Here is a 26,717-nt window from a genome sequence, read left to right as displayed (position 1 = left end):
TGATAGCACAAAGGCCATCTTTCACTCAAGAACCAGGAGGTTCCTGATGTTATCCGGTATTAGCCCCGGTTTCCCGGGGTTATCCCAGTCTTACAGGCAGGTTGCCCACGTGTTACTCACCCGTCCGCCGCTCATTCCACAGACATCACCCCGAAGGGATCCGTCTGCTTCCTGCGCTCGACTTGCATGTATTAGGCACGCCGCCAGCGTTCGTCCTGAGCCAGGATCAAACTCTCCATATAAAGTGTTTGATTAGCTCTTTGCTAGCTTGTTTCTTTTTGTTGCCAATGTTTTCTCCTATTTAATAGAAAGAAAACGAATTGACGACAGGCTATTTTGTTTAGTTTTCAAGGTTCGAATTTTTCTTGTTGAGCACTATTAAATATATCACATTATCAAACTAATTGTCAATATATTTTTTTTCAAATACCACCAACTAATTCATCTAAAAGTTTAGTATTTTTGGCGCAACGTTTTAAATTATAACCCAAGGAAAAAAGATAAGTCAATAGAATATTTTAAAAAACCTTTTCCCCTGTCCAATCAAGCATGCCACTTTGCAAGTTATATGCCTTAATCCCATGCTCTTGTAAAAACAAACATGCGTTATGGCTTCTTCTACCAGACCTACAAACCATCACATATTCTTCTTCTTTATTAAATCCCTCTACATGTTCTGGCAGAGTACCGAGTGACAAATGCTTAGCTCCAGGAATCATCCCTGTTTCCACTTCTTCTGTTTCGCGGACGTCTACTATATTATACTTTTGAGCGCCGTCCAGATCTTTTTCTAATTCTTCAGGGCTCACTTCTCTTACTTCATTATCCATTATTAAATCCCCCTTCAACTCTATTGTTCTTAGATTAAATGCAAACTAACAATAATAATCTTTCTATAAACTTAAAACGAAGCGCCTATATACTATTTAAACATTTACTATTATAGTTCTAACATCTTTTTCTGACTGTTCATAACGGACAAATGCATCGCTTCATGACTGATAAGAAACTGACAGACTTCGCCTACTTCTTTCATATGAAACATCTCGAAAGGTATTTCTTGATTCAAGCGAGAAGAGGAAAGCTTTTCTATCTGGTCTAATTGCCTTTCCAGTTGCTCTATTAAATCTTCCTTCAACGGAGGATTAGAAGTCCAGTCTTTTGGGCTAGTCCCTCTTGCAAATGAATCTTTATATAAAGAAACAAGAAAACTATCTTCATTCAATACACTCGTCATCATTTTATCCCATGTCACCAACACATGTCCTGCGTTCCATCTGATGTTATTATTAAAACCTTCTGGAATAACATCCAGTTGTTCATCTGGAAGATTTTTTAAAAAACCTACCAGCCAAGAGCGCCACAATTTTGCTTGATCAAACAATTGTGTTTCATTCATATTCTCCATACCCCTTTCTTCTACTTTAAATACCTCTACGGATCATTTTACATGGATTAGATTTATAAACAAACCAAAAGGCTATCTATAATTTTGATTTTAGATAGCCCTCTTGGTTAATCAACTCTAATTAGCTACTATATTCACTAATTTACCAGGTATAGCAACTACTTTTCTTATTGTTTTGCCTTCAATCCATTCTTGAATCGTTTGATCTTCAAGCGCAATCTTTTCTAATTCTTCTTTTGTTGCATCAGTTGGTACAGATGCTTTAGATCTTACTTTACCCATTACTTGAAAAACCACTTCTACTGTATCTTCTTCTAATTTCGATTCTTCATACGTCGGCCAAGGTTGATATGAAATAGTTTCATCGTAACCTAGCAGACTCCATAATTCTTCGGTCATATGCGGTGCAATCGGGGCTAATAATTTCACCAAACCTTCTGCGTATTCTCTTGGAACAGTATCAGTTTTATAACACTCATTCACAAATACCATCATTTGTGAAATAGCAGTATTAAAACGAAGGTCCGCATAATATTCGGTTACCTTTTTAACCGTTTCATGATACACCTTATCTAACTTTTCATTTGGTTGGTCTGTAATGGTACCTACCAAATTACCATCCGTTGTAGCATAAAGCCTCCAAACTCGATCAAGGAATCTTCTTGCACCATCTAAACCATTTGTACTCCAAGCAACGGAAGCTTCAAGTGGTCCCATAAACATTTCATACAAACGTAATGTATCCGCACCATGTGACTGCACAATATCGTCAGGATTAACTACATTTCCTTTTGATTTGCTCATTTTCTCATTACCTTCACCTAGGATCATCCCTTGGTTAAAGAGTTTCTGGAAAGGTTCTTTCGTTGGAACGACCCCTAGATCGTAAAGGACCTTGTGCCAAAAACGTGCATATAGTAAATGAAGAACGGCATGCTCGGCTCCACCAATATAAATATCGACTGGTAGCCATTTTTTTAATTTTTCTGGATCTGCTAATTGTTCGCTGTTATTCGGGTCAATATAACGTAGATAATACCAACAACTTCCAGCCCATTGCGGCATGGTGTTTGTCTCCATACGACCTTTTTTACCTGTTTTTTCATCTGTTACTTCCACCCATTCGCTTATATTAGCAAGTGGAGATTCTCCCGTACCAGAAGGCTTAATTTCTGTTGTTTTCGGTAGTTCTACAGGTAGTTCGGATTCATCTACTGCTGACATTGTTCCGTCTTCCCAATGGATAACAGGAATTGGTTCTCCCCAATAACGTTGACGGCTAAATAACCAGTCCCTTAGTCGATACGTAGTCTGACGCTTTCCACGATTATTTTCTTCTAACCAGCTGATCATCTTATCAATTGCGTCTTCTTTACTTAGATCATTTAGGAAATCGGAATTAACAAGTGTCCCATCTCCAGTGAAAGCAGCTTCGTTTATATCTCCCCCACTTACTACTTCCACAATAGGCAAATCAAATTTCTGAGCAAATTCATAATCACGCTCATCGTGAGCAGGCACAGCCATGATCGCTCCTGTTCCATAAGACATTAGAACATAGTCTGCAATCCAAATAGGCATTCTCTCTCCATTTACTGGATTCATTGCATATGCGCCGGTAAATACCCCTGTTTTATCTTTCGCTAAATCGGTTCGTTCTAAATCACTTTTCTTAGAGACAGACTCTACATATGATTCAACCGCCTGCTTTTGCTCCGGAGAAACCACCTTTTCAACTAATGGATGTTCTGGTGATAAAACAGCATAAGTTGCCCCGAATAATGTGTCAGGCCGAGTAGTAAATGCTTCAAACGTCTCCTCCGTACCTTCAATATCAAAAATAACTTCTGCACCTTCTGATTTCCCAATCCAGTTTCGTTGCATATCTTTAAGGCTTTCTGGCCATTCAAGTTCATCTAAATCATCTAATAAACGATCCGCATAAGCAGTGATCTTTAACATCCACTGTCTCATTGGCTTTCGAACAACAGGATGCCCCCCACGTTCACTTACTCCGTCAATAACTTCTTCATTCGCTAGAACAGTACCTAATGCAGGACACCAATTTACAGGTACTTCATCCATATATGCTAGTCCTTTTTCATATAGTTTAATGAAGATCCACTGTGTCCACTTATAATATTCAGGGTCCGTTGTGTTTACTTCACGGTTCCACTCATAAGAAAACCCTAATGATTTTATTTGTCTTTTAAAAATTTCAATGTTTTGCTGTGTGAAGACAGCAGGATCATTTCCAGTATCAATTGCATATTGTTCAGCAGGTAGACCAAATGCATCCCACCCCATTGGATGGAGCACTTCATACCCTTGCATACGTTTCATCCTGGATAGAATATCTGTTGCCGTATAGCCTTCTGGGTGACCAACATGTAAACCTGCTCCTGATGGATAAGGAAACATATCTAATGCGTAAAATTTCGGTTTACTGGATTCAGTATTTGTAGCAAAAGTTTCCTGTTCTTGCCAATACGTTTGCCACTTCGTTTCAATTTGACGGTGGTTAAAAGCCATTTCATTTCCTCCTAATGTTTCTATATTGTTTTAAAAACGCAAAAAACTCGCCCCAAACAAAACAGTTGGGACGAGTTATATACCCGTGGTACCACCCAAATTAGCACTTTCATGCTCACTCGAGTTCCTTAACGCGGAAAACGACGTATACTACATTTATTTCATATACGTAACTAAAAGGCGAGTTCAGACTCTGCAATTAGTAACTTCCACCAACCGTTACTTCTCTATAAATCGCAGGAATTCTTACTGCTCCTTTATAATCGCTTTTCAATATTGTTAAAACTTAGTTTAATCAAGGGTCAGCGCTTTGTCAACCACTACTTAAATTAATGGTTTGTTTATTCTATACTTTTCACTATATCTCCTTTCTGATTTCCATTGCAAGATCACTAATAATCGCATTATGATATATGTAACAAGTATATTGAAAACAGTTCTTAAACACCAAGATGAATACCCCACAATAATCAAAATATACCCATTCAAGGAGAACGCATATGAAACAAATCATACCTTTCGCACATAGTTTATTAGCCGCTTCTGTTCAAGAAGGGGAAACCGTTGTAGATGCAACTTTAGGCAATGGGCATGATAGTTTATATTTAAGCAAATTAGTAGGAAGAACAGGAAAAGTAATAGGTGTCGATATCCAGTCTGAAGCACTAGAACATGCTGAGGAGTTATTTAGTGAGCACCTAGTAACGAATGTAACAACTCAACTGATTGGGCACGAGAAAATAGGAAAGGTCCTTTTAGAAGAGTCGGTCGGTAGCATTGGAGGGGCTATATTTAACCTTGGCTACCTACCTGGAGGAGATCATTCTGTAACGACGAAAGCAGAAACAACTATAAAGGCAGTTGATAGCTTATTAGCTGTTTTGCAACAAGGGAGATTAATCGTGATGGTTTTATACCCCGGACATGAAGATGGGAAGCGAGAAACAGAGAATTTATTAAGCTATTTACAGGCGATCCCATCCAAACAAGCAGATATATTTCAGTACAGTATGGTAAATAGAAGCGAACGAGCACCTTTTGTAGTGGCGATTGAAAAGAAATAGGCTAGGACAATTCAATTGCTAGCATGAAAACGCGAACAAAGCGGAAAAAAGCGGATGAAATAGACGGAGACTCCTGCGGGAAATAGAGCTTAGGTGAGACCCCGGAATGCTTAGCATGAGGAGACTCACCAGCTCCCCGCGGAAAGCGCAGTCTATTTCAGGGGCGGGTTAGTCATGACTATAGACACTATTGTCCCCCCTCTTAATTCTTCTATACACTCTACCATTCCAATAAATCATGTTTGCTTGCATGCCAGCTTGTTGCAGTAAGGAACGTTTTAAAGTCTTGCATTTCTGTATACTATTTGTTTTTCGATCAGATAAATATAGTCCTACTAAACCATTAATTATCAACTGATGAAAAGAGGGGTCAGGAAGATTACCCGCTGCAAATTTAGACCGTTTGTAAAAGGTAATGATTCGATCTTCCATTTCCTTTTCAGAAGAATAATAGCTACAGAAATTTAGATCCCCCTCCAATTGGTCCTCCGTTTGATCTATATAATAATCCAATAAAATATGAAGCCCTTGAATGGACGGGAAAAAGGATTGATACACCTGCGCACTGTTTATTCGATTATTAAGTGCATAGCTAATGATACAAAAAATGCCTAATGTTGAACCAGAGGCTGCAGCAAATTCATACCATGTTAAATCTCGATCTTGACACTGTTCTTGATGCCATTTTTGTAACCTTGGAACTCTTTCTTTTTCGCGTACATGTTTATGTACTTGCAAGTCAATATACATGGATGCTAGTTGTTTTAGTTCCGGTTCGATTGTTGGGTAGTTTTCGATTTCCTGAATTGTGTTTTTACAAACCCGTACTAATTTATTTAAGTACCCTTGATCATCTTGGTCGATACGTAAGCGATAATAGTTTTTTATTGATGCAGGTTCTAAAGACAGTGCATCAAACATGGCCTCATGTAATAAACGAAAATCATCAGGATCCATTGAACTGCTGCGATCACATAAATTATCCAAGTAATCACTAATCGACTGAAAAGCGACAATAAAAGCGATTGCCTTTCTCCACTCTTTACCAGCCAAAGATGCGTATATACTTCCTCCTTCACAATGAAACGTTTTTTCCTTAATACTTTCCATCGCTTGTTTTCTCAATTCATCATTTGGAATCAGACAAGCTTGTTCCCTCCATAAAGCAAGATGCTTATTTACTTCAGGAAATGTTTCCAAGTAACATGTTTTTAAAAGACTTGGTAGTGATAATGGAACCCTCATTACCTGATAACCCTCCTTACCTTACGACCTAATGGTGGCGGTTTAAGAATGCTATAGCCTGTTCAAAGACGCGTTCTCGTTCCGGTTCATTGAAAACTTCATGGTACAAGCTTCCAAATTCAACATAATCTTTTTCATTGATCGGTAATTCATCAAACCACTTTTTCACATCTTCTTTCGGAACAAGTAAATCTGTCCCTGATTGATATATGACTGTTGGAATAGAAGGGTATTTCTTTATATCTTTATATGCCTTAGGAATCTCTCTTTTAAAGGAATGAAACCAGCGCACCGATACTTTTTTCAAAAACAATGGATCATTCAAATCCCTCTCTATATAGGCGTCACTTCGGGTTGCCATATCTGGTGAAATATTCGTTGGAAATTGCAACGTAGGGTAAAGCTTATTCATTACTTTAGATATTGCGTATAAAGGTTTAGCCGGCAGATTTTTCATTCCTAAAGCTGGAGAGGATAAGATTACTCCTGCAATATCATCCAGCAGACCTTTCCGCTTTTGCAAAAATCGCACCACTATTAATCCGCCCATACTATGACCAAACATATAGATTGGAAGCTGATAATTAGAAGCCGCTTGTACCCAGTCTTCCACTTTTTCAATATTCTCATTAAAATTTTTAATATACCCTTTTTTCTTATTACTTGTACCATGTCCAGGTAAATCTCCATAAACGACATGATATCCTTGTTGGTTAAATTGATCGATCACCCAATCATAACGCCCACTATGTTCAAATGCTCCATGAACGAGAACGATTACTCCTTGAGCTTCATTCGCCTCACTGACCTTCATTTAAACTCCTCCCAACATTTCGAAAACCATCTTTGTTATACTTTATGCAGGCAATATATTTTATAGTTAATTTTACTTATTCATTATAATATCATAAACAATAAAAGGAGGCTTATCATGTTACTTCCTTATAAGGGAAAATATCCAGAAATTGATGAAACAGTCTATCTAGCTGAAGATGTCGTGATTAGTGGCGATGTAGAAATAGGGGCTTACAGTAGCATTTGGTTTAAAACTGTCATTCGAGGTGACGTTTCTCCTACAATAATCGGGAAAAATGTTAACATTCAAGATCAAAGTATGCTTCACCAAAGCCCTAACCAACCTTTAATTCTTGAAGACGGTGTAACAGTCGGACATCAAGTACTGTTGCATTCTTGTCACATAAAAGAAAACGCACTAATCGGTATGGGGGCTACAGTCTTAGACGGTGCTGAAATTGGCGAAAATGCATTTATTGGTGCGGGAAGTCTTGTTCCACCCGGGAAAACCATTCCTCCTAATAGTTTAGCATTTGGTAGTCCAGCTAAAGTTATTCGCGATGTGACCGATGAAGATATTAAGGAAATGAATCGGATTAGACAAAGTTATATTGATAAAGGACAAGTCTACAAAGAGCAACAAGGAGAGGAGTAAAATACGTGTATGCTGTACTAACATTATTCTGCATAACATTTGCAGGATTTTTGTTCCTAAATGGAAAAGTGAACCGACCATATAAAAAAATCAGCACCCGATTTGCAGCAATGTTTTTTATCTGTGCCGTGACACTTGGTTCCATTTCAGTCCAACAGCACAAAGATACTTTACTGCAAGTCTTTCATCCAGATGATCAGCGAGATACTGTCTTTGCGGAAATGGATTTTTCTTATTCTGAAGAAGACCGTGGAAACACTCTAGAAAACTATTTAGTAGATACGTCGAAACAACTAGATGCACCAATTATTGAGCAGTATCCGGAATTACCAAGAGGTTGTGAGGTTACAGCTTTAGCGATGTTATTAAACTATCATGACTATGAAGTGGATAAATTAAAATTAGCTAGTGAAGTAGCTAAAGATTCTACTGACTATGAAGTAATTGATGGGGAAATTCACTTTGGCAATCCAAACAACGGCTTCGTTGGGGACATGTATTCTTTAAACAATCCAGGTTATGGCGTTTATCATGAACCTATTGAAGAGCTTGCGCGGAGCTATGCTGGCGATCGTGTAGAAAATTTAACAGAGCAGCCTTTTGAATCGGTCATTGCTTCCATTCATAACGATGAACCTGTGTTTGTTATAACAAATGCCAGTTATGCGCCGTTACCAGATAACCAATTTGAAACTTGGCAAACATCTGATGGGCCAGTTGAAATTACGATGCGACTGCACGCAGTTGTGGTTACAGGATATGATAGCGACTATATTTACTTTAATGATCCACTTCAACCTGAAATAAATAAAGCACCCATCGACGAGTTTATCGGCGCCTGGGTGCAAATGGGGAAGCAAGCAATTACGATTCAGAAGTCGTAAGCTTGCTTTTTACTTTATCTTCTTCTATTAAGTCTTCTATATTATAGACTTTCTCAATGTAAATTTGATGCCAAAGCATAAACATTAACACTGTCCAAATCTTTCTACTATAATCTTGTTTTCCTTGGCGATGTTTATCTAACAGCTCGAGAATGAAGTCTTTATGCAATAAGTGGTCAGTCTGGCTGTCTCTAATCAGCCCTCTTGCCCAATCATATAATTCTTCTTTTAACCAGTGTCGAATCGGAACAGGAAAACCTAACTTCTTACGATTTAAAACATGATCTGGAACAAATTGTTCTGCAGACTCTCTTAAAATCGACTTGGTCGTTCCGTTTGCAATCTTTTGATCAACTGGGATTCGGCTTGCTACTTTAAACACTTCTTTATCTAAGAAAGGTACACGTAATTCTAAAGCGTGAGCCATTGTCATACGGTCTGCCTTCAAAAGAATATCTCCACGCATCCAAGTATGAATATCAACATACTGCATTTGATTAACCGGGTGGTAGTCTGTAACTTTATTAAACAATGGATGTGTAATGTCATGATACGACTGATTTAAATCATATTGCTTTAATAAAGCTTCTTTTTCCTGGTCTTCAAACATCTTTGCATTCCCTATATAGCGATTATGAAGAGGAGTCGTTCCACGCTCTAGAAAGCTCTTACCCTTCACACCTTCAGGCAATACTGTGGCTACACGGTTTAATAGTCCTTTAGCAGGATCAGGAATCGAGTCGAATACTTTTAGAGATTCCGGTTCGCGGTAAATATTATAACCGCCGAATAACTCGTCAGCCCCCTCACCGGAGAGTACTACTGTAACGTGTTTTGCAGCTTCACGACCGACAAAGTATAGAGGCACACAAGCAGGATCTGCAAGTGGATCATCATTGTGCCAAATAATCTTAGGTAACTTTTTCACATACTCTTCGGGAGAGATAACATAGGAAATGTTCTCTACATTCAATTTATCTGCAGATTCCTTTGCAACATCTACTTCCGAATAGCCATCTCGCTCAAACCCTACTGAAAATGTCTTAATATTAGGGTTGAATTCCCTAGCAATAGCTACAATGATGGTTGAGTCTATCCCGCCTGATAAGAACGATCCTACAGGAACATCACTTCGCATGTGCACATTAACAGAATCATATAACACATCACTAATTTGCTTTTTAAGCTTTGATTTCTCCGTATCAATTGGAGTGAATTGCGGATGGAAATAACGGTGAAATACCGGATCCTTTCCAGGTTTCATCGTAAAGTAATGACCTGGTTCCACCTTCTTAATACCTTTAGATAATGTATATGGTTCAGGCGCAAATTGGAAACTTAAATAGTGTTGTAATGCAACTGGATCTACTTCTTCTTTCTCCATTGCAAGTCCAATACTTTTCTTTTCAGAAGCAAAATATGTTCCATCAGCATTTTTACTATGAAACAACGGCTTGATACCGAATGGATCTCTAGCACCTACTAGCTTCTCTTCTTGCTTGTCCCAAATTAAGATCGCGAACATGCCACGTAAATGCTTAAATGCATCTTCGCCATGTTTTTTGAACATCGCTAAAATAACTTCTGAATCCGAATCTGTATCAAAATCATAGCCCTCTTTAACTAATGTCTCTTTCAACTCTAAATAATTATAGATTTCACCATTAAATACCATCCAATAACGCTCGTTTTCATATGGTAATGGTTGATGTCCACTCTCGATATCTATAATACTTAAACGGCGAAATCCGAATGCGATAAAATCATCAAAATAGTACCCTTCATCATCGGGACCACGGTGGGTAATGATGTTATTTTGTAACTGAAACTGTTGTTTGAATGATTCGGATGCTTCCATTCTCTCATGTCTAATAAACCCTACAAAGCCACACATTTATTAATTCCTCACTTCCATGTTCTACACGTATATATTTATTGCGAAAGTTTTTATCCTACTTTCACCTTTTACATTTAAATCGAATAAAGTCGAAATTGCCTATTTGATTATACCATATCTAAGGGGACTCTCGCTTGATACAAAAGAAGCTTTTTGAAATGAATAAACACCTCAAAAAGCTTCTTTCTATTATTGGTTTAAAAATTCTTTAATCGCATCCACTTTATCTATCTTCTCCCAAGTGAAGTCTTCATCGGTTCTTCCGAAGTGTCCGTAAGCTGCAGTCTTTTTATAGATTGGTCGGCGCAAGTCAAGCATCTTTATAATACCTGCTGGGCGTAAATCAAATAATGTTCTTATCGCATCTACTAACTTCTCTTCAGATACCGTTCCAGTTTCAAACGTGTTAACAGCTATGGAAACTGGTTGAGCAACTCCAATGGCATAAGCAAGTTGAACTTCACATTGTTCAGCTAATCCAGCCGCAACAATGTTTTTAGCAACATATCGAGCTGCATAAGCTGCTGAGCGATCTACTTTTGTGGAATCTTTTCCACTAAAAGCTCCGCCGCCATGCCTTGCGTAACCCCCATAAGTGTCTACTATTATTTTTCTACCAGTTAATCCAGCATCACCTTGTGGACCACCAATAACAAATCTTCCAGTAGGGTTGATAATATATTTTGTTTCTTCTGTTAATAAATGTGGAGGAACAACTGGTTCAATTACATGTTCCATCATATCTGCTTGAATTTGTTCTAAGTCAATCTCAGGATGGTGTTGAGTAGAAATAACGATCGTGTCAACACTTTCCGGCACACCATTTTCATCATATTGAATCGTAACTTGGGTCTTCCCATCTGGGCGTAAATACGGAACTGTTTCCGACTTTCTTACATCAGCTAAACGCTTCGATATTTTATGAGATAATGCAATTGGAAGTGGCATTAATTCTTCCGTTTCATTGGAAGCATACCCAAACATTAGCCCTTGGTCTCCAGCCCCTATTGCTTCAATTTCATCGTCTGTCATTGTTCCTTCACGTTTTTCTAGTGCTGTATTTACCCCTTCAGCAATATCGGCTGACTGTTCATCAATCGATGTTAGTACCGCGCACGTTTCATAATCAAAACCGTATTTGGCACGAATATAGCCAATATCTTTCACCGTTTCACGTACAATAGTTGGAATATCAACATATGATGTTGTTGAAATCTCACCTGCGACTAACACTAAGCCGGTTGTTACAGTTGTTTCACAAGCGACTCGAGCATTTGGGTCCTGTTTCATAATTTCATCTAAAATGGCATCTGAAATTTGATCACAAATTTTGTCCGGGTGCCCTTCTGTGACTGACTCTGAAGTAAATAATCGACGCTGATTAGTCATAAATAAAACCCTCCTAGAATGTTGACGGATCTCTTCTTCCTTCATTGACTATGTGAAAAGCATTTCCAGCTATGTAAAAGCTGAAAAATATAAAAAAACCTTCCCCCGCACAAATCCGAGGAAAGGTTACCGTTTACGCCTTTCACTCTTATCGTCCAAGGATTCACCTTGCATCAGGATAGCACCTGTCACCTGCGTGATGGTTGCTGAGTTTCATAGGGCCTGTTCCCTCCACTGCTCTGGATAAGAGAAATTCCGTTTCTGCAATATAATATCGTGAATGTTTAATTGTGTCAACTTATTAAAGAGTGAAAAGTCCACAAAATTATTTTATTTATTAGTATGGATTATTAAATCGAATGTGTTATACTATTAAACATAATTAAACAAATAAATAGATTATTTTTAAATAAAAAGGATGGTATGTTTATGAAAACGATGAATGTTCAATCGCACGTGGCTCGCTTGTTAGAGAAGGAGTCTTTACATCAAAACCTCCCTGTTTCTTCCTTAGTAGAAAAGGTATTATCACGAAAAGAAGGAACCCTTACTTCCACTGGTGCAATTAAAGCTACTACTGGTCAGTATACAGGACGTTCTCCTAAAGATAAATTCATTGTTGAAGATGAGGAAACAAAAGATACGGTAGAGTGGGGACCAGTTAATCAACCAATTAGTGAAGATAAATTTATTAACCTTCTAAATAAAGTAACGGAGTACTTAGAATCACAAAAAGAAATCTTTTCTTTTAAAGGCTTTGCAGGGGCAGAAGAAAGACACCGACTGCCGATTCAAGTAATTACACAATATGCTTGGCACAATCTATTTGCAAATCAACTTTTCATAAGACCAGACCTTGAGGAATTAAAATCACACGAAACTGGGTTTACAGTAATTTCGGCACCGGAATTTAAAGCAGATCCTTCTGTAGATGGAACGAAATCCGAGACATTCATCATCGTTTCCTTTAAACATAAAATTGTATTAATCGGTGGAACAGAATATGCAGGAGAAATCAAAAAATCTATATTCTCTGTAATGAACTATATGCTACCTGAAAAACAAAATGTACTTCCTATGCATTGTTCAGCAAATGTTGGGCCAGAAGGTGACGTTGCGTTGTTCTTCGGGCTATCAGGCACCGGAAAAACTACTCTATCTGCTGATCCAAACAGAAGATTGATTGGCGATGATGAGCATGGTTGGTCCCAAAGTGGTGTATTTAACATTGAAGGTGGATGCTATGCAAAATGCATTAACCTTACAGAGGAAAAGGAACCACAAATTTATAATGCAATTAGGTTCGGCTCTGTTTTAGAAAATGTGGTAGTAAATGAAGCTACTGGATTACCAGATTATGACGATACAAGTCTTACAGAGAACACTCGCGCAGCTTACGCGATTGATAACATTGATAATATAGTAATTCCAAGTAAGGCTGGCCATCCAAATACAATTATCTTCTTAACAGCGGATGCTTTTGGCGTTTTACCTCCTATTAGTAAATTGACGAAAGAACAAGCAATGTATCACTTCTTAAGTGGTTATACGAGTAAATTAGCTGGAACAGAGCGCGGAATCACGGAACCAGAAGCTACTTTTTCTACGTGTTTTGGATCACCATTCTTACCGTTACCGGCAGCAACATATGCAGAGATGCTTGGAGAGAAGATCGATCAACAAGGAGTGGAAGTCTTCTTAGTAAATACTGGTTGGACTGGAGGCTCATATGGGGATGGATCTCGTATGAAACTTAGCTATACCAGGTCTATGGTACATGCAGCATTAGAAGGCGAATTAAATAATGTGGAAACAGAACAAGATCAAATATTCGGTTTACAGATCCCGACTACTTGCCCGGGAGTTCCAACTGAGGTATTAAATCCTAAGAAAACATGGGAAAACCCAGATGCTTATATCCAAAAAGCTCAGGAACTAGCGAATAAGTTCCACGAGAACTTCGAAAAGTTTGAAAACGTAACGAAGGACATTGCAGAAGCTGGTCCAACTTATAAAATTTAATGAGAATAATACAAAAAAGCGTTCCGGATTACCGGAACGCTTTTTTTGTTCGTTATGTTTCCAATATCCACTTACTTTAATTTAACGCTTTTCATTAATTAATTTCATAGAAAGTTTCAACACATGATCTTTCATCATAAAGCTAAAGTCTTTTTTGTACTTTAAGTTTCGTGGCAGTTTAGAAAATAACACTGGACCGTCTGTTTCTAAATAATGCGTATGTTCTTCTAATTGAGCAATAGTGGCATAATAGACATTTTTTATGATCGTACCACCTTTTCCACTCACATAATATTGTCCAACAAAACGAAGCGAAGAAACGATCCCACCCGTCTCCTCTTTCACCTCACGAATGGCCGCTTCTTCTGCTGATTCACCTTCTTCAACTTTCCCACCTGGAAACTCGATTCCTCGCTCTTTATGTTTTGTTAAAAGCCACTTCCCTTTATACTTGGCGATTACCCAAACATGTTTCGGTTCTGTTGAAAAGTATTGCTCATTTTCTACAAATTTTACTGTATTGTTATAGTAATCCTTAAACTGATGCACACCTACACAATCCTTTTTTAGCAAGATTTCTTATTGGTACTGTACACCCATTATAATGGCATCATTGTTATCATTCAATTCGATCTCGAGATTTATTGTGTAATCACCGTATAAGTCTGTCTCATTGGACTGCGTTACTTGATATGTTTGATTCCCTAAATCAGTTACTTCATAATCCACAGACTCATCAAACCATGGTGGCGTTTGTGTAGGAACAATATATAACCCGTCTTCTTCTTCTTTATAAAAGAAATCTACATATTCATCTGTAATTGCACGATCTGCCACAGTATCAAAAGCTTCTTTGAGTTCTTCCAAAGTATCATAATTCGTTACTTGGTATTGGTCATTCGTATCTTGTACTAAAAGATCCATAAATTCATTCGTTACGTTTACAATCTGTTCATGAGATAACTGCTCTTCCTCATTTACCTCGACCTGCATTAATGATAGTGCTTGTACATTTTTATTTTGTAGTTGAAATTGATGACTATTATTCGTTTGAGCATTAAGTTGTTCTGATGTAGAATTTGCTGATACATATGTTAAAGGCAAAGCTATAATAACTGCTAGCACTGTTAATTGATATAAGAACTGTTTCATTGTTGTCCATCCACCCCTCTTGTTTATAGTTACTCTATACCTTATTGAAATATGATATAAACCTAAAAGTAATACAATGTTAATAAATCCAACAAAAGGGCTAATTATCATGGTGTTTAGATAGTCTTAATCATTCTATATACTTGCTTATGGCCTAGATTAATTAAAAAAAGAACTACGTAAAATATTTCAACGTAGTTCTTCCAACTTATCCAGTTCTTCGAAAAAAGATAATGACTCTATATGCTCTTTCGTTTTCTCGTCACCAAGCTTATGAATTTGTTTATAAGCCATCATTAAACACGTGTCATAAGCATCATTATCTCCATCTTTGTGATACTCCTTAAATGGGATATGCGAACGCAAAAAGGTTCCAAATTCTGCATCTTTCATCCCATCTAAACATTCTCTTAAAGCTATAATATCTTCAGGTCCACCATAAATAACAAATTCATCATTATTCCCAGCCTTAAGCTCAGAGATTTCCTTAGACTCTATGCTGACATAAAACTTCCTAGGATCTGTCATGTTGATTACCACCTCATATTTAATATGAAGTAGAACATATATTTTTATGCACGTTGTTCATAAGCATGTGAGAACTTTCTGATGGTTCGAGATTCTAAACGCTTATGATGAACTTTCACACCAATTCCTGGTTCTGTTGGCACTTTAACCTTGCCGTCTTTTACTTTAAAAGGTTGTTCTATAATGTCTTGCTCCCAATAGCGATCTGACTCAGATAAGTCACCAGGCAAAGTAAATTGTTCTAAGGAAGCAAGTGCTACATTGTGGGCCCTTCCAATACCTGTTTCCAACATACCACCACACCATAAAGGAACCCCTGCAACTTTTGAGTATTCATGAATTAAAAGAGCAACCTGGTACCCGCCAACTCTTCCTAATTTGATATTTAAGTTATCCCCAGCTTCTAACTCAAATGCTTGAAAGGCATCATGCTCTGACTTTATAGACTCATCTAAACTAATTGGTGTTGTCATCTGTTTATTTAGCTGGTTATGATAGTAAAAATCATCTTGTCTAAATGGTTGTTCTATCATTTGTAAGTTTAGGTTGTCCAATTTACTTAAGTGAAGCATATCTTCAGGCTGGTATGCACCATTCCCATCAAACATCACAGGTGTATCTCCAATGTATTCTCGAATAGATTCAATGGTTTCTCGTTCTCTTCCTTTTTGTACTTTCAATTTATAGCGCTTATATCCTTTTTTTTGATAGTCCTTCACTTGCTTTTGAACATCATCGGTAAGTGATAAGACCACACCTGATTCTACTTCGTCATATTTTCCTCCAATTAATTCTTTTAAGCTCACACCTTGCTGTTTCGCATATAAATCATAACAAGCCGTTTCGATACCTGCTTTTGCCATTTGATGGCCTTGAATACTCTGAAATAAAGAATGAAGCTCGCTCGGGTGAGATACCTTTTGCTTATTTAATATAGGTAGAAGGAAATATTTCATCATATTCCATGCGGTTGTAATCGTTTCTGGTGTGTAAAATGGATCTGCAAATGCAACACATTCTCCATAACCAACCTTCCCATGATCATCATGCGCTTCTACAATTATAGTTTCTCGAATGACAACTAAGCCGTTCACTGTTTGAAAGGGTTGTTTTAATTTCATAGACACTTGTCTAACTACAATTTCTCTTAAATTCATTACGAATCCCCTTCTTTCTCGATTAACCGTTGTTTTAATTTATGCCGCATTACCTTCTTTGAAGCATTGCGAGGTAAGTGATCTATAAAAATAAATTGTTTTGGAACTTTATATTTAGCTAATGCTTTTGCACAATGTTCACTTAAGCCTTCTACATCAATTCGTTGATCAGCTACAATATAGGCAACTGGTATTTCTCCCCATTTGTTGTCCTCTTTTGCAACCACTGCCGCTTCTTGTATGTCAGGAAATTGTTGCAGGACGGACTCTACTTCTGCAGGATAAATATTTTCTCCACCTGAAATAATTAGATCCTTCCGTCTATCTAATAAATATAAAAATCCATCCTCATCTAATTGACCCAAGTCTCCTGTTTTAAACCATCCCTGTTCAAACGCTTGCTCATTTGCTTCTTGGCGATTCCAATACCCTTTTGTCACAGAAGGTCCTTTTACATAAATTTCTCCTGCTTGATGCTCAGGTTGATCCTTTACAATCTTTAGTTCATTTGGAAATAAAGGTTTACCAGCAGATCCGAGCTTTTCTAAAGCATAATTTTCATCTAAGGTAGAAAACTGTGAGGCTGTCTCTGTCATACCGTATGTTTGAAAAACAGGAATATCTAATTTTTTACATAAATTTAATAATTGTTTTGGTGCTGGACCTCCACCTAAAAGCATCGCACGAAAAGTTTCAGGATATCGATTATCTGATAACAGATCAACTAATGACTGGAGCATAACCGTTACAACAGAAACAATTGTAATCCCGTTGTGCATGATTTCATGATGAATAGATTTTGCGTCAAAACCATTATGTAAATGAACCGGCATTCCATAAATCACACTACGATACAGTATAGATAATCCCCCCACATGAAATAATGGCAAAGCTAATAACCAGCGATCTGACTTTGTTACCCCTAAATTTAAAGCCGATCCTATCGCACTCCACCAATGGTTATCATAAGTTAATTGAACACCTTTTGGCTTTCCAGTTGTACCAGATGTGTAAATGATTTGCGCTACCTGATTTTGATCGAATGACTTGTTTTCTGAAGAAGGTGTGACATGTAACTTCAAATTATCTAAGTTAATGAAAGACCATTGCTGACTTTGGAGATTCAAAGCACTATTTTCATATTGTTCACTTGCAATGAGGAAAGTTACTCCACTGTCTTTAAGTTGATAACGCCATTCATCGTGACTAAGTCGTGTATTTAACATTACTGCTACCGCATTCACATAGTGAATAGCGTAAATCAAGACCACCATTCGATAGCTGTTTTCTGATAATACAGCAATGTGATCACCTGGACGAATTCCCTCAGCTACCAATGTGTGAGCCATAGCCAAAGCGTCTTCACGAAGTTTTTCAAATGTATAAGAAGCTCCATCTGGAAGGACAATCGCTTCCGTATCAGGACTTAAATCTGCTCTTTTATCTAACCAATTAATCATCATTCACACTTCTTTCAATCGCACTTTTATAATTATCTTTCTATCTACAACATACTGGAATGGAGTCTCTCATGCAATCATATGATATGGAACTAAATTCATCATTACTAGCAGGATGTAATATCCACAAAAGTTGCTTTATTTCCAGAAAAATATGCTTTTATCCACGAGATTTTTTTTAAATCCAGAAAAATCAAAGCGATATCCAGAATTCTCGAAACTATATCCACAATATAGAACACTTATCCATAAAACTTCAACTATATCCAGAAATCTCACACCGCTACGAATGAATATAGAAAAAGTCGCACTAACTATGTGCGACTTTTAAAAGTAATTTGTTTATGGGAAACGTGGAAACTGTTTGAAGTCTGGTTTGCGTTTTTCTTTAAACGCATCTCTTCCTTCTTTTGCTTCATCAGTCGTGTAATAAAGTAAAGTAGCGTCTCCGCCCATTTGTTGCAATCCTGCTAAACCATCTGTATCAGCATTTAGAGAAGCCTTTAAGAATCTTAAAGCAGTTGGTGATTTACCTAACATCTCTTGGCACCACTGAATGGTTTCCGCTTCTAGTTGGTCTAATGGCACTACTGTATTTACAAGTCCCATATCTTTTGCTTCCTCTGCATTGTACTGTCGGCATAAGTACCAAATTTCACGAGCTTTCTTATGACCAACGATACGAGCTAGTAAACCTGCACCATATCCAGCATCAAAGCTACCTACTTTTGGACCTGTTTGACCGAAGATTGCATTATCAGCAGCGATTGTGAGGTCACATACAACGTGAAGCACATGTCCTCCTCCTATTGCATAACCTGATACCATCGCAACTACTGGTTTAGGAATAACACGAATCAGACGCTGTAAGTCTAATACGTTTAGTCGTGGGATGCTGTCATCTCCAACATAGCCACCATGTCCTCGGACCGATTGATCTCCACCTGAACAGAAAGCGTCGTCGCCAACTCCAGCTAGAACAATTACACCGATATTAGAATTATCTCTTGCACGTGCAAATGCATCTAGTAATTCTTGCACTGTTAAAGGGGTAAACGCATTACGCTTATGTGGACGATTAATTGAAATTTTTGCGATTCCATCATAAGATTCATACTTGATTTCTTCGTATTCTTTTTCTTGAATCCACTCTACTGTCATTGTCATCCTCCTCTTATGTATCTAAAAATTTATTTACTTCAGTAACTACAGCTGTGGGACGTTCTAATTGAACAGCATGCCCAACAGCAGGAATACTTTTATGAGTAGCATTCGGTAAATATTGTAGCATTTTTTCATTCATATTTGTAAATTTTTCGTCGAATTGTCCGGTAATTAATAAAACATTTTGATTAATATTTTTTAGTTTCGGCCAAATATTTGGCTGCCTTCCTGTTCCCATTGATTTCAGAGAAAGCGCCAACCCCTCTGCTGACTGGCTCAACCTTTCTTCTCTCAACTTAAGTTTAGTATCTTCAGGTAAATACTGTTGCGATTCGAATAAAGGGGTTTTCTCCCAATTTTTAACGAATGATTCTACACCATTTTTCAAAATACGTTCTGCTAATTTTTCGTCTCGCTCGATTCTTTCTTGTGCTTGATCATTTTCTAAACCTGGGGAAGCTCCAATTAACACCAACTGGTCCACCCACTCTGGATACATTGAAACAAACACTAAGGCAGTTCTTCCGCCCATAGAATAACCAATCAAATGAACTTTCTGAAGCTTCAGTTTTACTAAAACTTCCTTCAAGTCTGTTACCACTTCTTCCATGGAATTAATTTCTTTCGTTTCTGTTAATCCATGACCTGGAAGATCGACGGTAATACATTTGAAGTCCGTTTTCAGGCAATCAATGGTCGTGTCCCAGGAAGTTCCTTTCCCAGTAAATCCATGTAAAAAAATAACTGGCGGGCCTTCCCCATAAACTTGTACATGGTATTTATTTTCGCCAACTTCGATAAACATGGCTATTTTTCCCCTTTAATGTGACGCTTCACTTCTTGGTGAACTTTTTCCGTTACATGACGATGCCACTGCTGGTTTTCTTCTCTGTTCGTTTGCACTTCAATTACCTCTAGTCCTTTAACAGGACGTTCAACGAGTGTTGCTAATTCATCAGTCGTTTGAACAAGTGAATAGGGTATGTCCAGTGATTCAATCATTTCCTTAATCGGAGCATCAAAAGGTGTGCCAAACAATTTCTCATAATGCGTTTGATAGTCATGTTGTGGAAGAAAGGAGAAGATACCTCCCCCATTATTGTTAATGACAATTACTCGTAATGATAAGTTATTTTTCTTTGCTAACAAAAAAGACGTATAATCATGTAGAAATGACAGATCACCGATCATTAACGTCGTATCAGTAGAAGTCGTGGATACTCCTAAAGCCGTTGATATAACTCCATCTATTCCATTAGCCCCTCGATTGGAATAAACTGTTATCTCATTTTGTTGAGATAAGAAAAAAGTGTCCATGTCACGAATGGGCATACTATTCCCTACAAAAATAGTGCTTCCTTCGTTTCCTTTTTTAGCTAAAACATTAGCAACCGCACCTTCTGTTAACTCATGTTGAGTAGATTCTTCCAATATATTTCTTGCTAATTTATCAGCTTCCTGAAGTTGTGCTGTATAGATACTATCTGTATTTTTAAGCACCGGGACTTGCTTTAATAAGCCTTTTACAAAAGGGGATATTTCGCTATTTATTAAAGTAGCGCGGTTCCCTGTTGGTTCTCGGTACCCAGCATCTTGATCAATAACCAAATACTCATCAGGTGGATATTTAGTAAGCCACTGGTTAAATGCTTTGGAAACAGGCATGGAACCAAAACGGATTACTACATTTGCTTGAAATAGCTTTTTTAGTTCTTCGTTTTTTAGCAGAACATCAAAGCTAGAAATCACATGGCTATGACTTAACTGTCTAACATTTGACAATACGTCAGCGAAAATAGGTACTTCCCAGGCATCTGCAAGTTCTTTAATCGCAATTAATTCCTCTTGAGATACCAATTCTCCACACGCAATGACGATTCGTTTATGAATGGGAATGCGTTTAGCTAATTGATCCATATAATCGTTTGAGATCGTTTCTATACTTGGTACAGTTTCTAAAAAGGCTGCTTCTTCTGACTCGCCCCAAAGCTTAGGAAGCTCTAGCTCCGGAATCAATGGGTCACGAAATGGGAAGTTGACTTGTACAACTCCCTTATGGCTAGAATTGGCTATTTGACATGCACGAGATGCTTGCCTTCTAGAATAAGTAAGCATACTAAAATCAGATTCTGGAAGCGCCATCTCAAAGAATTTTTTCGCATAATTTCCATACATATGAAACTGGTCAATCGCTTGTGGTGCTCCGTTGTCACGTAACTCGTGAGGCCTGTCAGCAGTTAAGATGATAAGCGGGATTCGGCTATAGTAAGCTTCTACCACTGCAGGATAATAGTTTGCAGCAGCGGTACCAGAGGTGCAAATTAACACAACAGGCGTTTGACTAACTTTGGCGATTCCTAATGCAAAAAAAGCGGCAGAACGTTCATCAAAATGAACCCACTCTTTCATATTAGGATGTTCAGAGGCCAACATAGCTAGAGAAGTCGAACGAGAGCCCGGTGAAATAACAACATTCTCTACGCCGCTTTTATATAATTCATCTATAAAGTACGATACATAGTAGGTATTTGCTTCCATTGTCATTACAAGTTGCCTCCTAAAGCTGAGAGCATTGTTTTTAATTTCAAATCTGTTTCCTCATATTCAGATTGCGGATCAGAATCTTCTACAATGCCACACCCTGCAAATAATGTTGCTGTATCATGTTGAATTAGTGCCGAACGAATAGCTACTGCAAATTCTCCATCCCCGTTGGAATCTATCCATCCAACAGGAGCGGCATACCAACCTCGCTCCATCGGTTCTTGTGATTTGATAAACTTCATAGCAGAACCTTTTGGCTCCCCACCTAACGCAGGAGTTGGGTGTAATTGCTCCACAATCTGGAATAATGTCGTGCGCTCATTCAGTTCAGCATACACTGGAGTATAAAGGTGCTGAATCGATTGTAACGCTCTAATTACCGGTTCTTTTGGGATATGAACTTTTTCGCAAGAAGCTTCAATACTGGAACGAATGGTATCCACCACATACGCATGCTCTTGTAGGTTCTTTTCATCATGTAGTAATTCAGAAGCTAATAAATCATCTTCAACGGAATCGGAACCTCGCCTTATCGAACCTGCCAGACACGCAGAATACAAAGATCGATTATTCACTTGAACTAACCTTTCTGGAGAAGCACCAACAAATACATCGTCACCAATTTCAAATGAAAAGACGTAACTATTTGCCTGCTTTTTTTCTAAAGCATCCAAAATAACCTCTATAGGTAACTCATGGTTAAATTCCACGTCTATTTTTCTAGCTAAAACTACTTTGTCGAGCATACCATCTTGAATGTTCCTAACAGCATGGTTAACGATTCCTTCCCATTGCTTATAAGTTAATTCATCTACGATTCGATTTCGCTTAGGCATAGGGGAAAGTGTTTGTTTACTTTGTGAAGGAAGAATATCTTCTACTTTTTGTTTCAATTTATTAATATCCGTCTCTTTGTTCATGTTCGCGTTAAATGTTAAATAACAATCATCTCCATCTAGAGTAAGTAGAAACTCAGGCAACACAAAACTAGCTGGATAAAATTTTTCCCAACTTGAACTTTTAGCTATCGAAGAAAAGAATGAAAAACCTCCGAAAAAAACTGGCCCCACTCCTGTAGATGGTTGCTTTTCGTGTTGTACAATCGAACTTTTAAATCTGTTTATCTCCTGCTCTACAGCCTGGAATCGTTCGTCGGTTGAGGAGGCATGGATCGTCTTAAAATGACCAATTCCAGTCATTTTAAAACTACCCTCAGCATTTTTCCAATACCATCTATACCCTTTATATAAATGATTTACTTGATAAAATACTAATGGATCTTGATGTTGCACCTCTTGTACAAGTGAAACATTTATGGACTCATTCTCTTTTAATTGATTATAAATAGAATCTATCTGTTGTGAAATTGTAGAAAGTTTTGTTTCAATCATGGTCGTTCCTCCGTTTTAACTATAATTGTATAGTTAACAACTTTTTCGTATATATAAATTAAACCCTATCCCTTATTTTATGACTTTTTTCCCGTTACGACAAGAAGAACACAAAACGGTTAGATTGACACAACATAAACGGTTATCTAAACTAATGCTAGTAACGGTAAAAGAGAGGAATGAAAGCATGCAATCAGAACAATCCATACAAGGCCAACAAGGGGAAAAGAGTAGCTTTCAGGTTTGGTGGAGAATGTTAAGACCCCATACGCTGACTGCCTCTTTTGTCCCTGTGTTTATTGGTACCATGGCAGCACTGTTAGAATCACCCATACATATCGGATTATTTATAGCAATGTTACTAGCTTCCATGTTGATTCAATCAGCCACTAATATGTTTAACGAGTACTATGATTATGTAAAAGGTTTGGATACAGAAGAATCAGTTGGTATAGGTGGAACGATTGTTAGAGATGGAATTCACCCCATTAAAGTTCGTAATTTAGCATTTATCTTTTATGGAATTGCTGTACTATTAGGATTTTATATTTGTTTAGAAACAACCTTTTGGATTGCCGTCATTGGTTTAGTTTCCATGTTATTTGGTTATTTATATACTGGAGGACCTTATCCAATAGCATACTCTCCATTTGGAGAATTATTTGCAGGTTTCTTTATGGGTACTGTAATTATAGGAATCAGTTATTTTATTCAATTAGAAACGGTGAACTGGACTATTGTACTGATATCGATACCACCTGCATTATTAATCGGAGCAATTTTACTTGCTAACAATATTAGAGACCTTAAAGGGGACCAAGAAAACGGTAGAAAAACGCTTGCCATTCTCGTTGGTAGAAATAAAGCGATTAATATTCTTTTAGCATTTTTCCTATTCGCTTTTCTATTTACCTTCCTTTTAATCCTTTTAGATGTGGTTCCGATCTTTGCGCTTATTACTTTATTAAGTGGGATGAAGGCTTTAAAGGCATACCAAACTTTCAAGGCTAACACAACACCTTTAAAGATGATGCCTGGGATGAAGTACACCGCACAGATGAATACCATATTTGGCTTTTTATTCGGCCTAAGTTTTCTACTAGAAAAGCTTTTTTAATTCAGAAAATGCACATGCATAAATACCCTAAATTGAAGGAGCAATTTAATGGAATTTCAAAACACATTAATGGAAACGTTAGGAATAGAGACCGTGGAATTAACAAAGGATAAGGTTGTTTTATCCATGCCAGTTTCACCAACTGTACACCAACCAATGGGATACTTACATGGAGGAGCTTCCGTCGTTTTAGCCGAATCAGCTGCAAGTATCGGATCCTTTCTAAATGTGGACCCTAGTGAGAAGCAAGTTTTTGGTATCGAAATTAATGCCAACCATGTTAGAAGTATGCGTGAGGGAACTTTATTTGCTACTGCTACCCCCATTCATATTGGCAGAATGACGATGGTATGGGAGATTCAAATGAGAAATGAACAAGATCAGTTAATTTCAACTTCTCGTTGTACAATCGGAGTCGTTGATCAATCTAAATAAATGAGGTGATAGCATGGAACAAGAGACGTTGAAAGCTTTAGAAAAACAACTTCATGACGAAAAGGAAAGATTGCAAAAACAACTGGAGCAATTTAAAAGTGACGGAGCATTCCTAGAAGAATCAGTAGGAGAATTAAACTCAGTAGATACAGAACATCCCGGTGACTCTGGTACAGAAATGTTTGAACGAGAAAAAGATACAACTTTGTACTATAAGGCGAAAGAACAGTTAGAGGAAGTAGATCATGCCCTTCAAAAAATGAAAGACGGGACATATGGAATTTGTGAACGTACAGGGGAACCAATTGATCCGGAACGTTTAAAGGCAATGCCTACTGCAAGAGAAAAAATATAATGAATGGCTCTCTAGATATAAATCTAGGGAGTTTTTTTATGCCTGCTTATAAGAAACTTTTTTTTGGTGAAACTATCCTTTAGTTAATAAGGAGGCAAAAGAATGATTTATAGGCTCTGGCGTAGCTATTTCCAAATACCAATTTTTATCCGCTTACTGGCGACTGTTTTGTTACTTATGACCTTATTTGGCTACTTGATCCATTTAATCGAGCCGAACGAATTCCCGAATGTGTTTGATGGGATTTGGTGGGCTTTCATTACTGGTGCGACAGTAGGTTATGGTGACTTTGTTCCCCAATCCATTCCAGGAAGGCTTTTTACAATTTTACTTATCTTAGCTGGGGGAGGTTTGCTTACCTTTTACATGGTGACAATTTCTAGCGGCACCGTAAAACAGGAAGAAAATTTTAATAAAGGGAAAATGGATTATCATGGAGCTGGTCATTATATTTTAGTCGGGTGGAATGAACGTACCAAAAACCTGATACACCTTATCCAAACAAAATATGAGGAAAAAGTTACCATTTTATTGATGGATGAATCTCTTGAGAAAAACCCAATGAATGATCGTTACGTTCATTTTGTGAAAGGGGACCCAGCAATTGATGAGACGTGGCACAGAGCTGCAATCAAAGATGCAAAAAAAATTATTATTACCTCAGATCAAACGAAATTAGAAAAAGATGCAGACATTCACTCCATACTGCTCACTATCACTGCAAGAGGTTTACACGAAGACCTACCTATCTTTGTTGAAATACTTACTAAAAATCAACTTTTGAACGCAAGAAGAGCTGGAGCAACTGAGGTGATTTGTACCAATGAATCAACAAGCACCCTGCTGTATCATGAATTAACTGGAAACCATGTCAACCGTGCATTTGAATATATGATGGCAATCCTCTCTGAACAACATTTTCAATTGCTTCATGTAGGAGATGATTTTACAGGACAGTCTATTGAAAGTATTGTTCAAACGTTAATAAAAAAAGACAAGATCCTTGTTGGCATTCAAAGAGAAAACGAAATAATTATCAATCCAAAAGCTAAGATGAAAGTTGTAAAAAATGATCAACTAATTATTCTAGAATCGATTGGACAGTAGAAATTTCTCTACTTCTAATAATACCTCTTCTGCACGGGTAATTAACCGTGCCTCAATCTCAGCATCAGGGTTAACTGGAGAGGCAAATTGGTTAATACTAGCTTGGAAATTTCCAGAATCACCTTGTTGATCAATACCAGCTTCAAATTGATGTGATAAGACAAATGGTTTTCCTATACGGACATGGGCATCTTTTTCTCCTATTTGACCAATTTCTGCATTAACCGGTATTCGCAAGTGGGTATATTTTTCATCCGTTTGGTCTAATAAATAGTCAAAGTAAGCATGATCGTATTCCCAGTTACCACCAATTGTCAACCCAAACTTCCCAAGCACTTCTTCCAAGGGCTCAAACGTATAATCTTGATTTTCAATACCAGACGATAATTGTTCCAAATTCTCACCTCCACGTAAGT

General features: G+C 37.6%; 25 protein-coding genes, 1 rRNA gene, 1 riboswitch and 1 other annotated feature. Of the genes, 8 read left to right on the top strand and 18 right to left on the bottom strand.

Annotation, left to right across the window (positions count from 1 at the left end):
* The 4 genes from G532_RS0108325 to leuS all read right to left on the bottom strand — a co-directional run.
* Positions 1 to 242 (bottom strand): 16S ribosomal RNA (locus G532_RS0108325); the annotation flags it as partial.
* Positions 243 to 518: 276 nt separating this feature from the next.
* Entirely contained in the window at positions 519 to 830 is a 312-nt protein-coding gene (locus G532_RS0108320; protein WP_027964394.1) for a rhodanese-like domain-containing protein, read from the bottom strand.
* A gap of 110 nt (positions 831 to 940) precedes the next feature.
* Positions 941 to 1,399, bottom strand: coding sequence for a DinB family protein (locus G532_RS0108315; RefSeq protein ID WP_027964393.1), 459 nt, complete (start codon positions 1,397 to 1,399; stop codon positions 941 to 943).
* A 126-nt stretch (positions 1,400 to 1,525) separates the two neighbouring features.
* On the bottom strand, positions 1,526 to 3,940 hold the full coding sequence (leuS, locus tag G532_RS0108310; RefSeq protein WP_027964392.1) for a leucine--tRNA ligase: 2,415 nt from the start codon (positions 3,938 to 3,940) through the stop codon (positions 1,526 to 1,528).
* A gap of 63 nt (positions 3,941 to 4,003) precedes the next feature.
* Positions 4,004 to 4,213 (bottom strand) — a binding site (T-box leader).
* Between the two features lie 227 nt (positions 4,214 to 4,440).
* On the opposite strand from leuS, the gene mnmM reads away from it, so the two are divergent.
* The gene (gene mnmM, locus G532_RS0108305; protein ID WP_027964391.1) at positions 4,441 to 5,004 is read left to right on the top strand and encodes a tRNA 5-(aminomethyl)-2-thiouridylate-methyltransferase MnmM; all 564 of its coding nucleotides are present in this window, start codon (positions 4,441 to 4,443) and stop codon (positions 5,002 to 5,004) included.
* A gap of 168 nt (positions 5,005 to 5,172) precedes the next feature.
* Here mnmM and G532_RS0108300 read toward each other — a convergent pair whose 3' ends face one another.
* Entirely contained in the window at positions 5,173 to 6,249 is a 1,077-nt protein-coding gene (locus G532_RS0108300; protein ID WP_027964390.1) for a tetraprenyl-beta-curcumene synthase family protein, read from the bottom strand.
* Positions 6,250 to 6,277: 28 nt separating this feature from the next.
* Positions 6,278 to 7,063, bottom strand: a complete 786-nt coding sequence (locus G532_RS0108295; RefSeq protein WP_027964389.1) for an alpha/beta hydrolase — start codon at positions 7,061 to 7,063, stop codon at positions 6,278 to 6,280.
* A gap of 117 nt (positions 7,064 to 7,180) precedes the next feature.
* On the opposite strand from G532_RS0108295, the gene G532_RS0108290 reads away from it, so the two are divergent.
* Together G532_RS0108290 and G532_RS15030 are read left to right on the top strand one after the other, a co-directional pair.
* On the top strand, positions 7,181 to 7,699 hold the full coding sequence (locus G532_RS0108290; RefSeq protein ID WP_027964388.1) for a gamma carbonic anhydrase: 519 nt from the start codon (positions 7,181 to 7,183) through the stop codon (positions 7,697 to 7,699).
* Positions 7,700 to 7,704: 5 nt separating this feature from the next.
* Complete coding sequence (locus G532_RS15030; protein WP_051189114.1) at positions 7,705 to 8,583, top strand: C39 family peptidase; 879 nt, start codon at positions 7,705 to 7,707, stop codon at positions 8,581 to 8,583.
* Here the strand turns inward: G532_RS15030 and asnB are convergent.
* Positions 8,564 to 10,477 carry an asparagine synthase (glutamine-hydrolyzing) gene (gene asnB, locus G532_RS0108280; RefSeq protein WP_027964387.1) on the bottom strand — a complete coding sequence of 638 codons (1,914 nt, stop codon included), beginning with the start codon at positions 10,475 to 10,477 and terminating at the stop codon, positions 8,564 to 8,566. The two genes, G532_RS15030 and asnB, sit on opposite strands and share 20 nt — an antisense overlap.
* Positions 10,478 to 10,669: 192 nt before the next feature.
* Positions 10,670 to 11,869: a methionine adenosyltransferase gene (metK, locus tag G532_RS0108275; RefSeq protein ID WP_027964386.1), complete on the bottom strand. Its 1,200-nt coding sequence runs from the start codon at positions 11,867 to 11,869 to the stop codon at positions 10,670 to 10,672.
* 145 nt (positions 11,870 to 12,014) lie between these two features.
* Positions 12,015 to 12,119: riboswitch (SAM riboswitch) on the bottom strand.
* 188 nt (positions 12,120 to 12,307) lie between these two features.
* On the opposite strand from metK, the gene pckA reads away from it, so the two are divergent.
* Positions 12,308 to 13,891, top strand: coding sequence for a phosphoenolpyruvate carboxykinase (ATP) (pckA, locus tag G532_RS0108270; RefSeq protein ID WP_425402128.1), 1,584 nt, complete (start codon positions 12,308 to 12,310; stop codon positions 13,889 to 13,891).
* Between the two features lie 81 nt (positions 13,892 to 13,972).
* Here the strand turns inward: pckA and ytkD are convergent, their stop codons facing one another.
* The 9 genes from ytkD to G532_RS0108225 form a co-directional block, all read right to left on the bottom strand.
* Positions 13,973 to 14,440, bottom strand: a complete 468-nt coding sequence (gene ytkD, locus G532_RS0108265; protein ID WP_027964384.1) for an RNA deprotection pyrophosphohydrolase — start codon at positions 14,438 to 14,440, stop codon at positions 13,973 to 13,975.
* Positions 14,441 to 14,470: 30 nt separating this feature from the next.
* Positions 14,471 to 15,043, bottom strand: coding sequence for a hypothetical protein (locus tag G532_RS15025; protein WP_051189113.1), 573 nt, complete (start codon positions 15,041 to 15,043; stop codon positions 14,471 to 14,473).
* A 189-nt stretch (positions 15,044 to 15,232) separates the two neighbouring features.
* On the bottom strand, positions 15,233 to 15,571 hold the full coding sequence (locus G532_RS15020; RefSeq protein ID WP_035512784.1) for a hypothetical protein: 339 nt from the start codon (positions 15,569 to 15,571) through the stop codon (positions 15,233 to 15,235).
* A 44-nt stretch (positions 15,572 to 15,615) separates the two neighbouring features.
* Positions 15,616 to 16,728, bottom strand: a complete 1,113-nt coding sequence (gene menC, locus G532_RS0108250; RefSeq protein ID WP_027964383.1) for an o-succinylbenzoate synthase — start codon at positions 16,726 to 16,728, stop codon at positions 15,616 to 15,618.
* Positions 16,728 to 18,188, bottom strand: coding sequence for an o-succinylbenzoate--CoA ligase (locus tag G532_RS0108245; RefSeq protein WP_156882568.1), 1,461 nt, complete (start codon positions 18,186 to 18,188; stop codon positions 16,728 to 16,730). Before G532_RS0108245 ends, menC begins: the two co-directional genes overlap by 1 nt.
* A 342-nt stretch (positions 18,189 to 18,530) precedes the next feature.
* Positions 18,531 to 19,349 (bottom strand): 1,4-dihydroxy-2-naphthoyl-CoA synthase, encoded by an 819-nt coding sequence (gene menB / locus G532_RS0108240; RefSeq protein WP_027964381.1) that lies wholly within the window; start codon positions 19,347 to 19,349, stop codon positions 18,531 to 18,533.
* Between the two features lie 13 nt (positions 19,350 to 19,362).
* The gene (menH, locus tag G532_RS0108235; protein WP_027964380.1) at positions 19,363 to 20,157 is read right to left on the bottom strand and encodes a 2-succinyl-6-hydroxy-2,4-cyclohexadiene-1-carboxylate synthase; all 795 of its coding nucleotides are present in this window, start codon (positions 20,155 to 20,157) and stop codon (positions 19,363 to 19,365) included.
* A 2-nt stretch (positions 20,158 to 20,159) separates the two neighbouring features.
* On the bottom strand, positions 20,160 to 21,896 hold the full coding sequence (gene menD, locus G532_RS0108230) for a 2-succinyl-5-enolpyruvyl-6-hydroxy-3-cyclohexene-1-carboxylic-acid synthase (protein ID WP_051189112.1): 1,737 nt from the start codon (positions 21,894 to 21,896) through the stop codon (positions 20,160 to 20,162).
* Entirely contained in the window at positions 21,896 to 23,287 is a 1,392-nt protein-coding gene (locus G532_RS0108225; protein WP_027964378.1) for an isochorismate synthase, read from the bottom strand. The genes menD and G532_RS0108225 overlap by 1 nt, the downstream gene beginning before the upstream one ends.
* A gap of 187 nt (positions 23,288 to 23,474) precedes the next feature.
* Between G532_RS0108225 and G532_RS0108220 the strand changes: the two genes are divergently transcribed.
* From G532_RS0108220 to G532_RS0108200, 4 genes are all read left to right on the top strand, one after another.
* Positions 23,475 to 24,404, top strand: a complete 930-nt coding sequence (locus G532_RS0108220; protein WP_027964377.1) for a 1,4-dihydroxy-2-naphthoate polyprenyltransferase — start codon at positions 23,475 to 23,477, stop codon at positions 24,402 to 24,404.
* 48 nt (positions 24,405 to 24,452) lie between these two features.
* Entirely contained in the window at positions 24,453 to 24,839 is a 387-nt protein-coding gene (locus tag G532_RS0108215; RefSeq protein WP_027964376.1) for a hotdog fold thioesterase, read from the top strand.
* Positions 24,840 to 24,852: 13 nt separating this feature from the next.
* Complete coding sequence (locus G532_RS0108210) at positions 24,853 to 25,194, top strand: TraR/DksA C4-type zinc finger protein (RefSeq protein WP_027964375.1); 342 nt, start codon at positions 24,853 to 24,855, stop codon at positions 25,192 to 25,194.
* Between the two features lie 102 nt (positions 25,195 to 25,296).
* Positions 25,297 to 26,301: a potassium channel family protein gene (locus G532_RS0108200; RefSeq protein WP_027964374.1), complete on the top strand. Its 1,005-nt coding sequence runs from the start codon at positions 25,297 to 25,299 to the stop codon at positions 26,299 to 26,301.
* Here the strand turns inward: G532_RS0108200 and G532_RS0108195 are convergent.
* Entirely contained in the window at positions 26,281 to 26,697 is a 417-nt protein-coding gene (locus tag G532_RS0108195) for a YugN family protein (RefSeq protein ID WP_027964373.1), read from the bottom strand. The genes G532_RS0108200 and G532_RS0108195 overlap by 21 nt on opposite strands.
* Between the last annotated feature and the right edge of the window lie 20 nt (positions 26,698 to 26,717).

The organism is Halalkalibacillus halophilus DSM 18494 (genome assembly GCF_000423105.1).
GTDB lineage: Bacteria > Bacillota > Bacilli > Bacillales > Alkalibacillaceae > Halalkalibacillus > Halalkalibacillus halophilus.
Note: the sequence above shows the minus strand (reverse complement) of the source record. Positions and strands in the feature narration are given on the sequence as shown.